This window comes from Psychrobacter pulmonis (genome assembly GCF_904846465.1).
Classification (GTDB): Bacteria; Pseudomonadota; Gammaproteobacteria; order Pseudomonadales; family Moraxellaceae; genus Psychrobacter; species Psychrobacter faecalis.
In genome coordinates, this window is record NZ_CAJHAT010000002.1 from 33248 (window position 1) to 52123 (window position 18876).

An 18876-nucleotide genomic window follows, 5' to 3' on the forward strand; every position below is an offset into this window, starting at 1 on the left:
AGCATACCTCAGTTATTCTTAAGGAGTATGTTAAAACAATAATTAACCGTTGAAAGCAATGGGTAAATGTTACTCCCGTTCTGGTTAAAACAGCTTAGTATTATAAAATAGGGCTTAATGAAACATGGATACCTTAAATATCGTGTATCTCGTAGGAGCAGTGTTAATTTTTGCCAGTATTATGGCGAGCACTTTATCAGCACGTTTGGGTGTACCTCTTTTGCTATTGTTTTTAGTCGTCGGGATGCTTGCTGGTGAAGAAGGTATCTTGGGTATTGAATTTTCTCAATATGCGATAGCCAATTTTGTCGGACAAGCAGCCTTAGCCTGTATTTTGTTAGATGGCGGGTTGCGCACCTCTGTTAAATCATTCCGAGTTGGCTTAAAACCAGCCATCACACTGGCGACGTGGGGCGTACTTGCGACCGTAATGATACTGGGTGTATTCGTCACGTGGCTGCTTGATGTCGATTGGCGCTTTGGGCTATTGCTAGCGGCAATCGTTGGTTCTACCGATGCGGCAGCGGTGTTTTCACTGCTGCGTAATGGCGGTGTTAAGCTTAACGACCGCGTCCAAGCAACTTTGGAGCTTGAGTCTGGCGCCAACGACCCGTTAGCGATTTTATTAGTCACAGGATTAATTGCTTTAAATGTCGACCCCGCTGGGCAGACAGCGCTAGGCTTTTTAGGGCTGCTATTACAGCAGCTTAGCTTTGGTCTAGGAATGGGCTTGTTCTTCGGGTACTTCCTCTCTCGGTTATTACCCAAAATACACTTGGCAGAAGGCATGTATGCCATCTTGATATTATCGGCGGGTTTAGCAGTGTTTTCTGCCACTAACTTACTGGGCGGTAGTGGGTTTCTCGCAGTCTTTATCGCTGGTATTATGATTGGCAACCATAAGGTACGCTCAACTGAGCATGTCATGCGCGTGATGGACAGCTTTGCGTGGTTGTCGCAAGCGGTGTTATTTGTGGTATTGGGCCTATTGGTCACGCCATCGAACGTTCTTGAAGTTTGGCCTTATTCAGTGGCCATTGCTGCCTTTATGATTTTAGTGGCTCGTCCTATTGCAGTCTATACCAGTGTTTTACCTTTTAAGTTTAAAAATAGAGAGATCGGCTTTATCTCTTGGGTCGGCTTACGTGGTGCAGTGCCCATTACCCTTGCCATGTTGCCAGTGATTGCAGGGGTAGACAATGCCTTTATGCTGTTTGATATCGCTTTTGGGGTGGTGGTCTTATCGTTGGTGTTACAAGGGACGACCATTCCTTTTATGGCCAATCTGTTTAAGGTGCGTATTCCTAACAATAAGGGCCCAAAAGAAGAGCATGAAGTGTGGGTGTCAGATAGAGCAAGTATTACGTTGTATGAATTTGAAGTAAAGTTAGGCGCGTTTGCAATTGGTCGTCATCCGAAGGATATATCTACGCGTATCAGCCCTGAAGGAATCCATGTTTTTGCCTTGGTGCGTGGTCAGCAAATCTTGGCAATTAATGAACAGACTAAGCTCAAATTTGGCGATAGCGTATGGTATGCCATGAGTGGCGATTATGCCGATCAGATTGCGACTGTTTTTAATGACACTACGTTAGACCGCAGAGCCATCGATGATTTTTATGGCGATTGGATGCTATCGCCGAGTGTCAAACTTAAAGATGTGCCTTTCTTTACCGATAGGATGAAATTCGAATCTCTAGAAGATACCCTGAACACGAATAATATGTGGGAACAAACGGTTGCTGAATATATTAAGGATAGCTTAAAGATGGCACCCGTAGCAGGCGATACGGTTGTGATTAATAATGAGTGGTTATTAGTCATTAAAGAAGTTGACGGCCAGGGAAGACTGAAAACGATTGGACTAAAACAACTAGAAAAGCCAGCAGTGGCATAGTATCTATCATTATTAGACATAACATGGACTATTAGCTGAAAGGCAACCATTTAAGACAATTAATAGTCCTGCTAACATTGTCCATTTTAGGTAACTTATTAGCTCAAATTATGGTCTGTTTTACTGGTCTCGCTAGGGTATACCCAAAATAGCATAATTCTATTTAATCAGTGTCTTACGCTTAGAATTATTATCAATATATAAGGTGTTTTTAATCGCCAAAGCATAAAAAATACAGTGACAATTCTACATAGAAGATTTTTCAAAAATACTTTATATTCTATTAAAAATCACATAGGAAAGTGGCTCACGATAGCCACTTTTTTTATGCCTCATACTTTTAGTAGATACACTTAGCTTTACGCAACCAGACAGGATGTGTCATGAGACATTTTTATTTAGACTTTATCTTTACCGCCATTGCATTAGCGATCGCGGCATGGTGGGGATATTCACATGGCGGGATGGGCGGTTTGATCGCAACCTTATCTATTACCGCTATTTTGGCCGTCATGGAAATCTCATTATCATTCGATAATGCGGTGGTTAATGCCTCAGTCCTCAAAGGCTGGGATGAATTTTGGAAAAAGATATTTTTAACCGTTGGTATTTTGATTGCTGTATTTGGTATGCGCTTGGTATTCCCTATTGTCATTGTCGCAGTAACTGCTGAGCTTGCTATGGTAGAAGTCATCAAACTGGCTTTGTATCAACCAGAAGAATACTCTGCCCGTTTAATGGCGCACCATGCTGAAATCTCCGCATTCGGTGGTATCTTCTTATTGCTCGTCTTCTTAAACTTCATTTTTGATGAAAAAGAAGTGCATTGGTTTGATTGGTTAGAGAGCCGTTTGGCAAAGCTTGGCAAAGTAGATGCCATGAGCGTCTTTGTCGCGCTTATTGTGTTGATGATTGCGGTATCATTTGCTGACCCTGAGCAATCCGCCGCGGTATTGATTGCAGGCGTTTGGGGTATCTTAATATACCTTGGCGTACAAGTGGTCTCGGGTATGCTTGAAGGTGATCTCGAAGAGGGCTTAGAAAACAAAGAAAATGGCTCGGGCGCAGCAGCGACCAGTGCGATTATGAAAGGCGGTATTATCGGCTTCTTATACCTAGAAGTCCTTGATGCGTCATTCAGTTTCGATGGTGTGATTGGCGCCTTTGCGATTACCAATGACGTTATCGTGATTATGCTCGGTCTAGCAATCGGTGCGATGTTCGTACGTTCGATGACTATTTTCTTAGTCGATAAAGGCACGCTTGATGAGTTTGTCTATCTTGAGCATGGCGCGCATTATGCCATCGGTGCTCTAGCCATTATTATGCTATTGTCGGTGAAATTCCATGTGCCAGAGCTTATCACAGGTTTGATTGGTATTGCCTTCATTGGTTGGGCCCTGCTGGCTTCACTGAAACACCGTAAGCAACAGGATAAACTCACTGCTTAGAGTGTATACAATGTAAAGCAAAAAATCATTATCTTAGAATATCGTTAATAACAGGTTATACCAAACAATTGGTATAACCTTTTTTCTAATATGCATTGCTTTTTATTACCTAATAATAGACATTATATACGCCAATCTCAACTTATCGTAGGCTTTTGGTTTTTATAGAATTTAAAATTCTAATTGTTTTAACTGAAATTTTAAAAACTAAGTAAACCAATACCTTAGAAAAACAAGTTGAGAGTGGGGTATTATATTTAAAAATTTATATTGCCAACAACAAGAGACACAAATGCTGAAGAAAGCTGAACAAAGATTAGAAAAAACCATATTTAATAGTCGTTGGCTGCTAGCCCCGTTCTATTTAGGATTGGTGCTCGGTATCATTTTGTTATTTATTAAGTTTTTTCAAGAGCTATGGCATATGACGACTCATGTGTTCAGTGCATCTGAAGCCGATGTCATCGTTGGTGCGTTGGCGCTTATCGACATGTCATTGGTCGCAAGTTTATTGCTTATCATCATATTTAGTGGTTATGAGATTTTTGTCTCAAAAATTGATACCGGAGATCATGAGGACCGTCCTGAATGGATGGGAAAAATCAATTTCTCTGGGCTAAAACTCAAAGTGATTGGTGCCATCGTTGCCATTTCTGCGATTGATCTTCTTAAATCATTTATGGATATACCTAAAGAGATGAGCGAAGGTGATGCTGATAGATTGATGTGGAAAGTGATTATACATATGACGTTTGTACTGTCAGGCCTGTTATTTGCTTTGATGGATAAGATTGTCGGTGATACCAAAAAACATTAGAAAGACTTTAATAAAAAACCTATCAATTAATTTATATAAATAGACGCAAAGGAGCGCACATGGCAGGAGCCAGTTTATTAACCTTGCTTGATGACATCAGTGTGATATTAGATGATGTGTCGATCATGACCAAGGTTGCCGTTAAAAAAACGGCAGGAGTATTGGGTGATGATTTGGCCCTTAATGCTGAGCAAGTTTCAGGCGTTAAAGCCGACCGTGAGCTGCCAGTAGTTTGGGCCGTTGCCAAAGGCTCATTCGTTAACAAGCTTATATTAGTACCATTAGCGTTGCTGATTAGTGCCATCTACCCGCCATTAGTCACGTTTTTATTGATGTGCGGAGGTGTCTATTTGGCTTATGAGGGTGCTGAAAAAATCATTCATAAGTTCTGGCCACATATCTTACCTCACGATGAAGAACAAATAGCCCGTCTACGTGCCAATGCTGATGAGACGATTGATTTGGTTGCTTTTGAAAAGGACAAAATCAAAGGTGCGGTGCGCACCGACTTTATTCTATCGGCTGAAATTATCGTAATTGCACTCGGCTCAGCAGTTGGAGCGACGCTTTTAGAGAAGAGCGTGATGCTGTCTATTATTGCTATTGGCATTACAGTAGGCGTTTATGGCTTAGTAGCGGGTATCGTTAAAATGGATGATTTAGGTCTTTACCTAATGAAACAGACGAACGGTGCAAAGCAGAAAATAGGTGGGATTTTATTGTCTGCGGCACCAAAGCTGATGAAGTTTCTATCGATTGCTGGGACATTAGCTATGTTTCTAGTGGGCGGCGGTATCTTAGTGCACGGGATCAGTTTTTTGCATCATGAAGTGGAAGACTTAGCGCATCTAACTGGCATATTTGAAAGCATAACAACGATGCTATTAAATGCGTTAGTAGGCTTAGTCGTCGGTGTTATTGTCGTGGCCATTGTCACCATGATTGGTAAATTACGCAGTAATAAGTCATCTTCGACGCATTAAAAATAACGATAATCACCCTTGTTCATTTAACCTTCTTTTAAAGAGTGCAATAAACCATGTTTGAATTTGATTTAAACTTAAAATTAATGGCGTATCACCTAATTCAATTAGCAATTGCTTTCGTGCTTTCCCTACCGATTGCGCTTAATCGTGAGATGAAAGATAAGGGTGCAGGACTCAGAACTTTCCCATTAGTCAGTATTGCTTCCTGTGCTTTCATGCTAGTGGCTGTCGATATCTATCATGGAGGTGCAGCAGAACCCGAAGCGAGAATCATGTACGCCATTATTACAGGTATGGGTTTCATTGGTGGCGGGGCGATTTTTAAAGGCGATAATACTGTAAGAGGCACTGCGACAGCTGCGAGTCTATGGAATACTGCTGCTATTGGTATCTCTGTTGCTTATGGGCGTTATGAGATTGCGATCATATTGTCGGTGGTCAATTTCTTAATCCTACAATTCTCGGAACCTTTCAAAGTGAAAGATAATCTTGAATAATTATTATTCGTCACGGTTTGTATACTTTAAACGGATCAAATAGCTAGAAACGATAAATGGACTTATTTCATGTTTTTTATTTACTATTATGGCAGTCCCAGCACGTTACGTAGGCTTAAAAAGCACAATCCAAAGCCCCAATTCTTATTCTGCTGAGTCAGATCTATTAGCAAGTCCGCTATCTGCTTATTCTCGTCAGTAGCCACAGACTTGTGATAATAACAGGTGACACTGATGTTAAAGATCAAATAAGCTCTGCAGATACTGATGTCATGCTCTTTAATATAGTAACAAACTAGGGCTCTGCGCCTCAGGACCCTACCACTTTTTTGACATGGCATCCTACAATATATTTGTTTTAAGAGATTCGGTGGTGTATCAGAAAGTATGCTGAGTTAATAAAGGAGAGTGACAGCCGAGGCAAGATGATATATTTGAGGTTATGAAGACACAAATACAGATCGATTGCCCCGACTGTCACAGTCCCAGTTTTTCGATATACGGCAAAAAAAGCTATGGCAAGCAGAACTATCAATGTAAGGACTGCAAACGCCAGTTTATTGGCGATCATGCCCTAACTTATAACGGCTGTCACTCTAGAATAGAAGATAAGATACGGCTAATGACAGTGAGAGGCTGTGGCATTAGAGACATTGCTATTATAGCCTCAGTTAGCATTGGTAAAGTGCTTAGCACCATAGGCTCATCTGTTTATAAGATTGCGCCTAAGAAGCGCTACTATGAACGCTTAGAGGTTGATGAGTTCTGGACTTACGTGTATCGCAAGAAGCGTAAAGTCTGGCTCATCTACGCTTATGACCGTGCTACCAATGAGATTGTCGCTTATGTCTGGGGCAAACGCGACTTAAAAACGGCTCAGAAACTAAGAGCGCATCTAAAGCAGCTCAAAGTCAGCTATGGCTCAATCAGTATGGACAATTGGGACAGTTTCATAACGGCCTTTAAACCAGATAACAAACAAGTTGGCAAACAGCATACGATAGGTATTGAAGGCAATAACTGTCGCCTTAGACACCGACTAAAACGAGCCGTTAGAAAAACCTGTTGTTTCTCTAAGAAGCTCGATAATCACTTAAAAGTGTTTGATTTGGTATTCTTTTATATCAATTATGGCTATGTCTGATGTCAGCATACTTTTTAGAACACCACCAACTTTTCTAAGTGTTTTAAAAATAACTTCATATTTTTTATTATGAACATGTTGGTGCTGGCAAGCAAGAATATGTATATCTAATACGTCACCTGTTGCCGTACGTACTCAACTTAACCTAAATGCTTTCTACTCACCTAGAAGGCGTTTTTTTGCTTCACAACCTATATAGACATATAAGTCAGTATCAACCATGCACTTTGCTTATTTTATCGCAACCCTTTGCTATACTAGCCCCACTTTATCGATTAAATCTTACCTTATAAAATCCTCAAAAACAGCATGGTAGCCTTATGAAATTCTCAAAGTTCGGTCAAAAATTTACCCAGCCAACTGGCATCTCACAACTCATGGATGACTTGGGCGATGCGCTAAAAAGCGATCAGCCTATCAACATGTTGGGTGGTGGTAATCCTGCTAAGATTGATGCGGTTAATGAGCTATTTTTAGAGACTTATAAAGCGCTTGGCGTTGACAACGATACCGGTGAGGCGAATAGTAGCGCGATTATTAGTATGGCAAATTACTCCAATCCACAAGGGGATGCTGCCTTTATCGATGCCTTAGTTAGCTTCTTTAATCGTCATTATGATTGGAGTTTGAGCGCAGAAAACATCGCTTTGACCAATGGCTCACAGAATGCTTTTTTCTACTTGTTTAATTTATTTGGTGGTGCGTTCGTTGACGAACAGAGCAAATTGGTAGATAAATCTATTTTGCTACCATTAACCCCTGAGTATATTGGCTATAGCGATGTGCATGTCGAAGGTCAGCATTTCGCCGCGGTATTACCGCATATCGATGAAGTGACGCATGATGGCGAGGAAGGTTTCTTTAAATATCGGGTAGATTTTGACGCGTTAGAAAACTTGTCAGCATTGAAGGAAGGTCGTATTGGTGCGATTTGTTGTTCGCGTCCGACCAATCCAACGGGCAATGTGTTGACCGATGAGGAAATGGCGCATTTATCCGAGCTTGCCAAACGTTATGAGATACCGCTGATTATCGATAACGCCTACGGTATGCCCTTCCCGAATATCATCTACTCTAACGCGCATTTGAACTGGGATAATAATACGATTTTGTGCTTTAGCCTGTCTAAAATTGGTCTGCCCGGTATGCGTACCGGCATTATCGTTGCCGATACGAAAGTCATCGAAGCGGTCAGCGCTATGAATGCAGTGGTCAATCTGGCACCGACACGTTTTGGGGCAGCGATTGCGACACCATTAGTGAACGATGACCGTATCAAGCAGTTGGCGGATAATGAGATTAAACCCTTTTATCAACAGCAAGCGACATTGGCGGTCAAGCTGTTAAAAGAAGCGTTGGGTGATTATCCGCTAATGATTCACAAGCCTGAAGGTGCGATATTTTTATGGTTATGGTTTAAAGACTTGCCGATTAACACCACTGAACTGTATGAAATTCTCAAAGACAAAGGCACGATTATCGTACCGAGTGAGTATTTCTTCCCCGGTGTCGATGTGAGTAATTATCAGCATGCACATGAATGTATCCGAATGAGTATCGCTGCTAATGAGCAGACTTTGACCGATGGTATTGCAGTGATTGGTGAAGTGGTGCGTGAGCTTTATGATAAGGCTAACAGTCAGAAAGACTAAATCTTTTATTAAAAAAATATTGAATCATAAAAACAAAAAAACGGACTTATTAATAGTCCGTTTTTTTTATACTATGACTGAATCTAAACGGTTTAGCGCAGCGCTTTTAACAAAGCTTCAGCACTCATCTTACCAAAATCATTGGCCGCCAAGGGTCCATCGCCTGAGATCAGCTTTCTATCTTGATGTGTCTGCCCCGTCGCCAATTTATTATCAATGGTAACGCCCAACGCCTTAAGCTTATCAGCAAAATACCACGGCATCGTACCGGGTAAATAACCAATTTTTGGCATTTGCTTGTCCATAGCTGTCGGGAACGCTACCATCTCATAACCTTTAAAGATAAAGTCGCGATTGGCGTTATCATCTTTATCGGCGCTATTAGTATTGTCAGCGCTATCAGGCTTATCAGAGCGATCAGGACTTGCTAAATTGGCTGCCAATAAAGCCGCTGGTCCATGACAAATCGCTAAGGTAAATAAATCCTTGTCATAACCCCAACGTAGCAACTCGCCAAGGTTATAATCTTCAGGCAAGCCCAGCATTGCCCCATGCCCACCGGGGATAAAGATTGCTGCGTAATCCTCGCTATTTTCCATATCATTTTTGACAAAATCGGCGATACTTTTTGGACTGTTAAGCTTAGACTCATATTCAGCGTAGATTTTTTTGACGTCGTCATCGTCCTCTGGCATTGCCCACTGCTCGACTTTTACAGCCTCCCCGGTTGGGGTAAAAACATCTACCGTAAACCCTGCTTTTTTAAAATGCAGCAACGGCACCATCATCTCAACCGGATGATTGCCAGTCTTAAACTTCTTATCATTTGCCATGGTCATGTACTGCCGCTCGGTGCAGACCATCAGGATTTTTTTGTTGCCCCGATATGGCGCTTCGTACTCGCTATGATCGTAGTTGGTTTTGTTAGGCGCTGCCAATTTAAGCGAAGCTTTAGAAGGGGTATAAGCGCCATCTTCGGCTTCTTGCGGCTCTAAACCTAAGGTGTCTTTGGCTTTGTCTACTATTTCACTGATATTAAGGTCTGAGATATTCATAACTTTTCCTATTTTATTATTGCTTATATTAGATTGATAATTAGAAAAGATAGAATAATTGCCTGTCGCTACCTTTCTGATTGTAAGGTAGCAAACTCATAACACATTAAATAGACCAGAGTTTTTTGACTTTCGTAAGCTTTGTAAATGGTGAGTTGCTTAAATTTGGCGCTTTAAAAAAGTAACAGAGTAAAAAGCGCAAAGCAATGAGCTTATAAACAATAAAAAATGGACTTAGCGATAGTCCATTTTTTTCTGCCGTTTAATCATAGGCTTGACGGTATTGATTGATTGAAACGTCTTTGTCCATACGGTCAAGCCGTAGATTATGTAAGACAGCAGACAGGTATTCACGACATCATGGATACTGGCTTTTATTTCTACCGCTTTTAACCCTACCACACCAAGTTCGGTAATCGTCTGGCGATTGTCCAAATATTCACCCAATAGAGCGATGGCGGTCACCAAAATCAAAGCGACAAAGGCTCTAACGCTGTATTTTTTAAAAATTGGACGCAGCAAAAGTAAACTTAATAGGTAGACGCCAATGCCCACATAGATATGTAAGGCGTCTTTGTCTAAGCCAGTAGCATCGACGACACCGTTTTTAAAGAGATAAAAATCCACGATTTTATTCCGTGTAAAAGAGGTAAAAAGTAACTGAGTATAAATGAAAAACAGCCAATTATACATTGAGAATAAAAAAGGTAGATTAAGCATTTGCTAATCTACCTTCTTATTGAAGAAATGTTTAAAGTATAGTTATTAAATATCCCAATCGACGAAATTCTTTAATAGCTGCAGACCTGCGGTGTGGCTCTTTTCTGGATGGAACTGGGTGGCAAATAAATTGTCTTGCAAAATACTGGCACAAAACGGCTGACCATAATCACAAACGGCCGCCACTTGTGCATTGTCGCTAGGCGCGCAGTAATAGCTATGTACAAAGTAAAAATGCGCGTTGTCCTCGATACCATTCCACAGCGGATGGGCGAAATCCATGCCGCTGATGGTATTCCAGCCCATGTGCGGCACTTTAATGGTAACCCCTTGCTCATCCTTCCACGTCGGGTCAAACGCTTCTACATTGCCATCTAAGATGCCCAAACATTTTGTACCACCATTCTCAGCGGACTGCTCAAACAACGCCTGCATGCCAACACAGATGGCCATAACAGGCTTATTAAATATCGCCTGACGTATGACCTCGTCAATACCCGCATCTTGCATGCCAGCAATACAATCGCGCATCGCACCGACACCGGGGAAGAAAATCTTATCAGCCGCCGCGACCACTTTTGGGTCATTGGTAATAGAAACCTCTGCCCCGACCGCTGCTAACGCCTTGCTGGCCGAGTGCAAATTACCCATGCCATAATCTAATAATGCAATCTTTGTGGTTCGACTCATCTAAAAAGCCTCTTTGGTCGATGGCAAGGTATTCAGCGCACGCTCATCATATTCGCAAGCCATACGTAGCGCACGAGCAAACGCTTTAAAGGTTGACTCGATTTGGTGATGGCTGTTTTTACCTTTGAGGTTGTCCAAGTGCACCGTCATCCATGAATGATTGACGAAGCCGTAGAAAAATTCGCTAAACAAATCGACATCGAAGTTACCAACATGCGAGCGGGTAAACGGAATGTCCATATGAAGTCCTGGACGACCAGACAAATCAACCACCGCGCGCGTCAGTGACTCATCGAGTGGCGCATAAAAATGCCCGTAACGACGGATGCCTTTTTTATCGCCCAATGCTTTATTGAACGCTTGTCCAAGCGTGATACCCGTATCTTCAACACTGTGGTGATCATCGATAAAGGTATCGCCAGTACATTTGATATCTAAGTCAAACAGACCATGACGCTTGATTTGGTCAATCATATGGTCTAGAAATGGTACGCCAGTATCGACAGTGCCTTGACCGGTACCATCAAGGTTTACCGTACAAGTGACTTGCGTTTCAGCAGTATTACGCGTAACGGTCGCCGTACGTGCGGCATGACCGAAAAGATTTTGAGCAGAATTTTGATTTTGTTCGGTAGAATTGGCTGTCATGGCTACTCTCTATAAATGAAAAGCGGTCAATAAAATAGGGCGAAAAAGCGCCCAAAGCATTCTTACTAGCGTCTAAGAAATATAAAAGTTAAGCTGAAAGTGAGGTCAATGTTTACTAAAAAGCTTATTTAAAAAGGTAGAATATTGGGTTTTTGGCGTATAAACCCTTGTCTATCTTCATCATAGCAAACCCTAGCATTTACTGCCACGACCAAGCAGTAATCCACGCACAAAATCGCCCTATTCTGCTAAAATAGTGCGTTCAGTATTATCAATCATCACCCGCGCTGATCCCTCAGCGCTACATTCGATGTTACGACGCGGTAAACACTTATAGGAACCGATTATGCCTTTAGAAGCGATCGCCATCAATAGCTTAGATGCGCCCCTAATTAAAAACCCTGCCCGCGAGAACGAGTTATCAGAGCGTCTGCATGCCTTATATGACAGCGATGACAATCAGCCAAGTGGCGCAGAGGTATTAAACCTCGTTGAGCAAGGTTTTAAGAGTGGTCAGACTTTGTATGTCGGCATGTTTAATGATAAGCCTATCGCCGCGGTTGCTTGCTTTGATGATGGGCAAACCGATGCCAAGCGCTTGCAATATCTTACTGTTCATAGCCAAAATCGTGGGCGCGCTATCGATGCGAAATTTATCAAACTGGTTTATGATGCTGAAGTGAAAAAAGGCGTGCGCCAGTTCGTGCCAGTCGATGCCGATATTCACCGTATTATGAGCGAGTATGAGCTCCTGCGCGCTAAGGATTAAATACGAGGTTAAAAGCTTAGTTTTGGCTGATATTCGATTATTTATAGGCTTTTCTCACTTATTATGCAAAAATCACTTGACAGTAACGCCTATATTTAGTTTAATAGCGCCTCAACGAAGACGGCTCGATAGCTCAGTCGGTAGAGCAACGGATTGAAAATCCGTGTGTCGGCAGTTCGAACCTGCCTCGAGCCACCATTCGTTTAAGTATTCCGAAAAGCCCTAGACATTACTGTTTGGGGCTTTTTTTATGGTTAAAATTTAATAAAAATTATAAGGATAGCTATTTACTACAACTGTTAGTCGCACTAATTCATAACACTTTTAGGCTGTTTTTAAAGGATAAACTCTCTCTATACTAAAACGATTAATGCAAAGTAAAAGGGTAAAACCATGAGAGAGTTTGATTATGATTTGGATTATAAAAACCTAGACTTGCGCGCGCACCCTGAGCTATATCGCGTCGGTCGCGGTGAGCAAGGCGTGTTATTGGTCGAGCCTTATAAGTCGGAAATATTGCCACATTGGCGCTTTGCAACCCCTGATATGGCAAAGGAAAGCAGCGAAACCATTTATCAAATGTTCTTAGATTATCTCGCTACCGATGACTTCGTCGGTGCCGATATGGCACGTAAATTTATTCAAATGGGCTATACTCGCGCCCGCCGCTACGCCAACCACAAAGGTGGCAAGAAATACAAAGGACCCGTCCCTGACGATAAAAAGGGTCAAAGCGGCGCCCATGGCCGTGAAGAGCTACCACGGCAGGTTGAAGACCCTATCAAAGCAGAGTCAGCGCGTATTTTTAAGCAAACTTGGGATAAATGCCGCGAAAACGCAGACTATCTTAGAATGAAATCCGAACATCGCGCACGCTATAAAGACTTCAAATAACCGGTTATAAAAATGATAACCATGAATCACAATGACCTCAGGCGCTTGATTGTGCTACGCTTTATCCTAAATTAATAATAAGAGCTTTTATGATGTCCAATAACCTTGCCCCAGCGCCCATTACACCGCAACTTACTTCACAACAAAAACCGCTTCTCATCTTTGATTTTGATGGTACGCTGATCGATAGCGTTCCTGATTTGGCGGATGCCACCAATCTAATGCTTGAGCAACTAGGTCGATCTCCTTTCGCTCTTGATACCATTAAAGGTTGGATTGGTAATGGCGCGCGTGTATTGGTTGAGCGAGCGCTATTAGGTCAGGTGATTGTTGATGACAGCTTAGACAACGATGCGGTAGAGGAAGCGCTTCGTATCTTTTTTGCCGCTTATGGCGCCCTTGATTGTCAAAAAACCACGGCTTATCCTGATGTGAGCGACGGCTTGCATCAGCTTAAAAACGCGGGCTATACCTTGGCACTGGTGACCAATAAGCCAATTCGCTTTGTTCCTAAAATACTAGATCATATGGGCTGGACGCCGCTATTTAGCGAAGTGATTGGCGGCGATAGCTTACCGACTAAAAAGCCAGATCCTGCGCCGTTATTACACGTTTGTGAGGCGCTGGGGTTTGCGCCTATTGACGCTTTTATGATTGGTGATTCGATCAATGATATTTTAGCGGGAAAAAATGCGGGCGTGGATACCATTGGGCTCTCATATGGTTATAATTATGGTGTCGATATTCGTGATAGTAAGCCAAACTTTGCGTTTGATAATTTTGCTGAATTATTAAAACTATTGGGCGTATAAAGTTTTTGATAGGGATTTGATATAGTGCTCAAAGTAACGCAGTAACCATTGCCATTGACAGTGTTAAGCGAGCTAATATTATAATTAACGCCTTAAGCGCCTACTTATCCTGCATTAATTGTCGTTGCCGTTTCACTTTTTTCTCTATTTTGTTGAGCCACATTAACCAAATAAACAATCCGATAAAAGCAAAGCTCCAGCAGCAGGCCGCTAAAAAAATACTTTGAGAATACCCTAGCCAAGTAGGATTAAGCCTCAATAATGCCGCAGCGGTTATCAATAACGCCAAGATAAAGACAAAAGGCTTGGCGTTCGTGTCACGCAATACTCGGTGTGATCGAGTTCGCGACATCACTGTGAAGGTGAGCGTTCCCAGTGCCCCTATAGTAATGGCGTGCAACGCTTTGGTAATCGGAAAATTGGCTGTTATTAAGCTCAAAGCAATACCTAACCAGCCCACGATAATCCAGCTGTAACCCAAAAGCATGGCCAATAAATCGGCACGCCCATAGCTCCAACATGGTCGCCAGCGCAGTACTCGAATCATACAGAGCAGCGCACCAAACAGTAAAAGAGCTGCCATCACGGGCTTAATCCAAGTAAAGGTCAGTAGATTTAATACCAATACTGAAAACAGCAGAATTAAAATACTGCCTTCAAACCTGGGCTGCACACGATCTTTTAAGAAGCGGTTTTGACTCTGAAAATGCCCTGCCAACGCTGGCGCTATTATTCGCCCGCCCATATAAAACGTCAACACGCTTAACAACAACACCGCTTCTAGGGCGTGTCCTCATTTTAAAAATGGTGATAAAAATGAGATAAATTGCCGTCAAACGAGGAAAATAGCGCAAATAATATCGAGATATTAGTCAGCTATTTGACGATGTTTGATAAAATTTAGCCATTTTTAGCCCATTTAGATACAAGCGCTTGAATTGAGGACACGCCCTAATAAGAACCTCAGACTCAAGCCATCTGACTGATCGCTTTGCATAACCATATGAAAACCAAGCGCTGCAATACCTAAGCCTACCAGCACAAATCCTGCCGATTTGTTTCGCCATTTCTTAGCTGTTCGCAGAAAAATAGGCGCAAACCAAAAACTCAACCTGGCCACCAGCCATAACCCCATCACAGTAAAGATATAGGATTTTGGTTGCGGGCCAGCCAGATAACCTGCAATGACAATCAAAGCAAATCCAAAAATCATTTCATGACCGTAACCCCAAGCGTACTGTAAGCCTACAGGGACCGTAAACTAGCCGAGCTGACCACCCACTGATAAAGGTAGCGTTAAAGCGGAATACAACGCGGCAAGCGGAAACCAATAAGTATGAGCAAAAGGGGGTTTGGCTTTCATTAACAAAAGAATCCTTTTATAAAACGTCAATTTGTCTAAACGAGCATTAAAGGTATGTTTGGGGTTAAGTATAATAAAGTGTCGAGAGTTATGGGTGAATAATCCAGTGTAAGTCTTGGAGTACTAGGTTTTTATAACCGGTTTAGCGTATGATTAAATAGCACTTTGGCTTAAATAAGCCAATAAACCGTATGCTATTGGAGACAAAGAATGACTAAAAAAGACAATACCAACAGAAAACACTCCTCTATTTTGGTCGATGGTATTCAAAAAGCCCCAGCACGTTCTATGCTGCGTGCTGTCGGTTTTACCGATGAAGATTTTAAACGGCCGCAAGTGGGCATTGCCTCGACTTGGAGCCAAGTGACGCCCTGTAATATTCATATTAATGGTTTAGCGGATGAAGTGGCCAAAGGCGTTTATTTTGCCCATGGCAAACCCATTATTTTTAACACCATCACCATCTCTGACGGTATCGCGAATGGTTACCAAGGTATGAAATACTCACTGGTATCGCGTGAAGTGATTGCCGACTCTATTGAAACCGTATCGGGCTGCCAAGGTCACGACGCGATCATTGCTATCGGTGGCTGCGATAAAAACATGCCGGGTTGCCTTATTGCCATGGCGCGCTTAAACCGTCCTTCGCTATTTATTTATGGCGGCACCATTCAGCCGGGCAAAAACCACACCGATATCGTTTCTGTCTTCGAAGCCGTCGGTGCCAATGCGCGCGGCGATATGAGCAAAGAGGAAGTCTTAGAAGTTGAAAGAACGGCTATCCCCGGCCCTGGTTCTTGCGGCGGCATGTATACTGCCAATACCATGGCATCAGCCATTGAAGCGCTTGGCATGAGCTTACCGGGCAGCTCGGCACAAGAGGCTATTTCTCCTGAAAAACGGGAAGATTGCCGAAAAGCCGGTGAAGCGATCCAGTGGCTCCTTGATAACGATATCAAGCCCAGCGACATTATGACGCGCAAAGCCTTTGAAAACGCTATTACCATAGTGATTGTGTTAGGCGGCTCAACCAACGCGGTTCTGCACCTGCTCGCCATGGCCGATGCCATCGGTGTCGAGCTTAGCATTGATGACTTTACTGAAATAGGAAAGCGCGTTCCTGTGTTGGCCGACTTACGCCCTTCAGGTCGCTACTTGATGTCAGAGCTCATCGAAATTGGTGGCATCGCGCCATTAATGAAACGTTTATTGGCAAAAGGGTTACTGCATGGTGATTGCTTAACCGTTAATGGCAACACCATCGCTCAAAACTTGGCTAACGTAAAAGATTACCCTGAGGACCAAGATATTATCCGTCCGTTCGACAATCCCATTAAAGCTGACAGCCACTTACGCATCTTACGTGGCAACATTGCACCAACCGGTGCGGTGGCAAAAATCAGTGGCCAAGAAGGTACGCAGTTTACCGGCACAGCACGTGTGTTTAACTCCGAAGAAAATGCCATGAGCGCTATTTTAGATGGCACTGTGGTGGCGGGTGACGTGGTTGTTATTCGTTACGAAGGTCCTAAAGGCGGCCCTGGTATGCGTGAAATGCTGTCACCGACCTCTGCCATTATGGGTCGCGGTTTGGGCAATGATGTTGCCTTAATTACCGATGGCCGCTTCTCTGGTGGTAGTCATGGCTTTGTCGTCGGGCACATCACCCCTGAAGCCATGGTTGGCGGCCCGATTGCTATTATTGAAAACGGCGACACCATCACCATTGATGCCGATAACAATGAAATAAATTTAAACATCAGCGAAGCAGACATTGAGAAGCGTTTAAGCAGGTGGATCGCTCCAGAGCCAAATATAAAGCGCGGCGTACTGGCTAAATACGCCAAAACCGTTGGTAGTGCCTCAGAAGGTGCCATTACCGATAGGTTTTAAGCGCTAAATCACTTGCTACGATAACTTAGCGCCTCAGAGACATGAGCGCTGGTGATGCCTTCGCTATCTGCTAAATCGGCTATAGTGCGCGCAACGCGCAATACCCGATGATAACCGCGCGCCGATAGATTTAAACGCTGCTGCGCAAGCTGTAATAATTGCTGCTCGCCCTCGCCCAAATGAATATATTTATCAATCTCGCTGGGACTCAGTTCATTATTGACCTTTTTTTGCCGTTCTAATTGCTGCTGATGGGCGGCAGCGACTCGCGTTCGCACTTGCTCAGAGGTTTCGCCAGCCTGCGCATTTTGTAAATCAGCAATCGGTAGCGCTGGCACGGTAATATGCAAATCAATCCGATCAAGTAACGGCCCAGATAATTTATCTTGATAGCGCTTAATCTGCTCAGGTCGACAGCGACATCGGCCTGAGCCATCACCATCATAGCCGCACGGACACGGGTTCATCGCTGCTACCAGTTGAAAGTTTGCGGGGAAAGTAAGCTGCGAGTTGGCACGACTAATGGTGATTTGCTTGGCCTCTAACGGCTGACGCAATACTTCTAAAACCGTACGGTCGAACTCTGGTAACTCGTCTAAAAATAAAATTCCCTTGTTAGCAAGGGTGATCTCGCCAGGTTTGGGACGAGAACCACCACCAACCAATGCCACCGCAGATATGGTGTGATGAATCGCTCTAAAGGGGCGTGTACCATAATCATAGTCGCTATCTGCCACTGAATAGGTGCTAGCAACCTCTAATGCATCTTCATCACTCAAGTCTGGCAAGATAGTTGGTAGCCGTGATGCCATCAACGTCTTGCCCGAACCCGGCGGTCCGGTAAACAGTATCGAATGACCACCAGCGGCGGCAATCTCTAACGCCCGCCTAGCATGATGCTGACCTTTGACATCTGCCAAATCTACTTTGTAAGCAACTTTACTCTGCGCAGCGTTTGCTTGCACGACTTCTAAGCGCTCATCTATCAAGCTAGAATCTGCGAGCGACTGCAAATGATTACAGACTGCCTTTAAGTTTTGCGCCGCCAATATCGTCACCCCGTCGACACGGCTTGCCTCTGCTCCATTGTCACAAGGTACGATTAACTGACGTAGCGGCGAATCTTGTTCAGTATTTTTACATGCTGCTAGCATTTCTGCTTTTATCGCTCGTGCTACTGCCAAGCTACCACTCACTTGCCGCAACTCGCCATTGAGTGCAAGCTCACCGATAAACTCAAACCCTGATAACGTTTCTGGCTCAAGCTGTCCACTGGCGGCCAAAATCCCGATGGCTATTGGCAAATCTAACCTTGCGCCATCTTTTGGCAAGTCTGCCGGTGCTAGATTAATCGTTAAACGCCGATTAGGGAATTGAAAGCCCGAATTCAAAATCGCCGAGCGCACCCTGTCTTTACTTTCGCGCACAGCAGCGGCAGGCAAGCCGACAATGGTCAGCGCTGGCAAGCCTTGTGATAAATGCACCTCGATAATGACCTGCGGCGCGTGCAGTCCGACGACTGAACGCGTATAGACTTGGGCGAACGACATCAGCGTTTCCTACTATAAAGATTAATCGATAATAGAGC

General features: G+C 43.4%; 18 protein-coding genes, 1 tRNA gene and 1 pseudogene. 12 read left to right on the plus strand and 8 right to left on the minus strand.

Annotated elements, in window-relative coordinates:
• Positions 1-124: 124 nt before the first annotated feature.
• From JMX70_RS03860 to JMX70_RS03880, 5 genes are all read left to right on the plus strand, one after another.
• Positions 125-1897, plus strand: coding sequence for a potassium/proton antiporter (locus JMX70_RS03860; RefSeq protein WP_201589734.1), 1773 nt, complete (start codon positions 125-127; stop codon positions 1895-1897).
• 383 nt (positions 1898-2280) lie between these two features.
• Positions 2281-3348 carry a DUF475 domain-containing protein gene (locus tag JMX70_RS03865; protein WP_201589737.1) on the plus strand — a complete coding sequence of 356 codons (1068 nt, stop codon included), beginning with the start codon at positions 2281-2283 and terminating at the stop codon, positions 3346-3348.
• Between the two features lie 292 nt (positions 3349-3640).
• Positions 3641-4165 carry a TIGR00645 family protein gene (locus tag JMX70_RS03870; protein ID WP_191690782.1) on the plus strand — a complete coding sequence of 175 codons (525 nt, stop codon included), beginning with the start codon at positions 3641-3643 and terminating at the stop codon, positions 4163-4165.
• Positions 4166-4224: 59 nt separating this feature from the next.
• Positions 4225-5148: a DUF808 domain-containing protein gene (locus JMX70_RS03875; protein WP_201589740.1), complete on the plus strand. Its 924-nt coding sequence runs from the start codon at positions 4225-4227 to the stop codon at positions 5146-5148.
• A gap of 56 nt (positions 5149-5204) precedes the next feature.
• The gene (locus tag JMX70_RS03880; RefSeq protein ID WP_201589743.1) at positions 5205-5648 is read left to right on the plus strand and encodes an MgtC/SapB family protein; all 444 of its coding nucleotides are present in this window, start codon (positions 5205-5207) and stop codon (positions 5646-5648) included.
• A gap of 89 nt (positions 5649-5737) precedes the next feature.
• Here the strand turns inward: JMX70_RS03880 and JMX70_RS12655 are convergent.
• A pseudogene (locus JMX70_RS12655) lies at positions 5738-6026 on the minus strand (IS3-like element ISPar2 family transposase); the annotation flags it as partial.
• 64 nt (positions 6027-6090) lie between these two features.
• Between JMX70_RS12655 and JMX70_RS03890 the strand changes: the two are divergent.
• Both JMX70_RS03890 and JMX70_RS03895 read left to right on the plus strand, forming a co-directional pair.
• On the plus strand, positions 6091-6792 hold the full coding sequence (locus tag JMX70_RS03890; protein ID WP_201589746.1) for an IS1 family transposase: 702 nt from the start codon (positions 6091-6093) through the stop codon (positions 6790-6792).
• Positions 6793-7112: 320 nt separating this feature from the next.
• Positions 7113-8444 carry a valine--pyruvate transaminase gene (locus JMX70_RS03895; protein ID WP_201589749.1) on the plus strand — a complete coding sequence of 444 codons (1332 nt, stop codon included), beginning with the start codon at positions 7113-7115 and terminating at the stop codon, positions 8442-8444.
• A 92-nt stretch (positions 8445-8536) separates the two neighbouring features.
• Here JMX70_RS03895 and JMX70_RS03900 read toward each other — a convergent pair whose 3' ends face one another.
• The 4 genes from JMX70_RS03900 to hisB form a co-directional block, all read right to left on the minus strand.
• Positions 8537-9499 carry a DJ-1/PfpI family protein gene (locus tag JMX70_RS03900; protein WP_201589753.1) on the minus strand — a complete coding sequence of 321 codons (963 nt, stop codon included), beginning with the start codon at positions 9497-9499 and terminating at the stop codon, positions 8537-8539.
• 234 nt (positions 9500-9733) lie between these two features.
• Positions 9734-10126, minus strand: a complete 393-nt coding sequence (locus tag JMX70_RS03905) for a hypothetical protein (RefSeq protein ID WP_201589756.1) — start codon at positions 10124-10126, stop codon at positions 9734-9736.
• Positions 10127-10264: 138 nt separating this feature from the next.
• Positions 10265-10909, minus strand: a complete 645-nt coding sequence (gene hisH, locus JMX70_RS03910) for an imidazole glycerol phosphate synthase subunit HisH (protein ID WP_201589759.1) — start codon at positions 10907-10909, stop codon at positions 10265-10267.
• Complete coding sequence (hisB, locus tag JMX70_RS03915; protein WP_068404355.1) at positions 10910-11557, minus strand: imidazoleglycerol-phosphate dehydratase HisB; 648 nt, start codon at positions 11555-11557, stop codon at positions 10910-10912.
• A 346-nt stretch (positions 11558-11903) separates the two neighbouring features.
• Between hisB and JMX70_RS03920 the strand changes: the two genes are divergently transcribed.
• The 4 genes from JMX70_RS03920 to JMX70_RS03935 all read left to right on the plus strand — a co-directional run bounded on the left by JMX70_RS03920 (position 11904) and on the right by JMX70_RS03935 (position 14032).
• Positions 11904-12326 carry a hypothetical protein gene (locus JMX70_RS03920; RefSeq protein ID WP_201589762.1) on the plus strand — a complete coding sequence of 141 codons (423 nt, stop codon included), beginning with the start codon at positions 11904-11906 and terminating at the stop codon, positions 12324-12326.
• Between the two features lie 122 nt (positions 12327-12448).
• Positions 12449-12524, plus strand: a tRNA-Phe gene (locus JMX70_RS03925).
• A 195-nt stretch (positions 12525-12719) separates the two neighbouring features.
• Positions 12720-13220 (plus strand): DUF4385 domain-containing protein, encoded by a 501-nt coding sequence (locus tag JMX70_RS03930; protein ID WP_201589765.1) that lies wholly within the window; start codon positions 12720-12722, stop codon positions 13218-13220.
• A gap of 92 nt (positions 13221-13312) precedes the next feature.
• Complete coding sequence (locus JMX70_RS03935) at positions 13313-14032, plus strand: phosphoglycolate phosphatase (protein ID WP_201590574.1); 720 nt, start codon at positions 13313-13315, stop codon at positions 14030-14032.
• Between the two features lie 100 nt (positions 14033-14132).
• Here JMX70_RS03935 and JMX70_RS03940 read toward each other — a convergent pair whose 3' ends face one another.
• Both JMX70_RS03940 and JMX70_RS03945 read right to left on the minus strand, forming a co-directional pair.
• A complete protein-coding gene (locus JMX70_RS03940; protein WP_201589768.1) occupies positions 14133-14807 on the minus strand; it encodes an NnrS family protein in 675 nt (224 codons plus the stop codon).
• A gap of 144 nt (positions 14808-14951) precedes the next feature.
• On the minus strand, positions 14952-15245 hold the full coding sequence (locus JMX70_RS03945) for a hypothetical protein (RefSeq protein ID WP_201589771.1): 294 nt from the start codon (positions 15243-15245) through the stop codon (positions 14952-14954).
• 360 nt (positions 15246-15605) lie between these two features.
• Here JMX70_RS03945 and ilvD point away from each other — a divergent pair, with 360 nt between their 5' ends.
• Positions 15606-17288: a dihydroxy-acid dehydratase gene (ilvD, locus tag JMX70_RS03950; protein WP_201589774.1), complete on the plus strand. Its 1683-nt coding sequence runs from the start codon at positions 15606-15608 to the stop codon at positions 17286-17288.
• An 8-nt stretch (positions 17289-17296) separates the two neighbouring features.
• On the opposite strand, the gene JMX70_RS03955 is transcribed toward ilvD, so the two are convergent.
• Positions 17297-18838 carry a YifB family Mg chelatase-like AAA ATPase gene (locus JMX70_RS03955; protein WP_201589778.1) on the minus strand — a complete coding sequence of 514 codons (1542 nt, stop codon included), beginning with the start codon at positions 18836-18838 and terminating at the stop codon, positions 17297-17299.
• Positions 18839-18876: the final 38 nt, after the last annotated feature.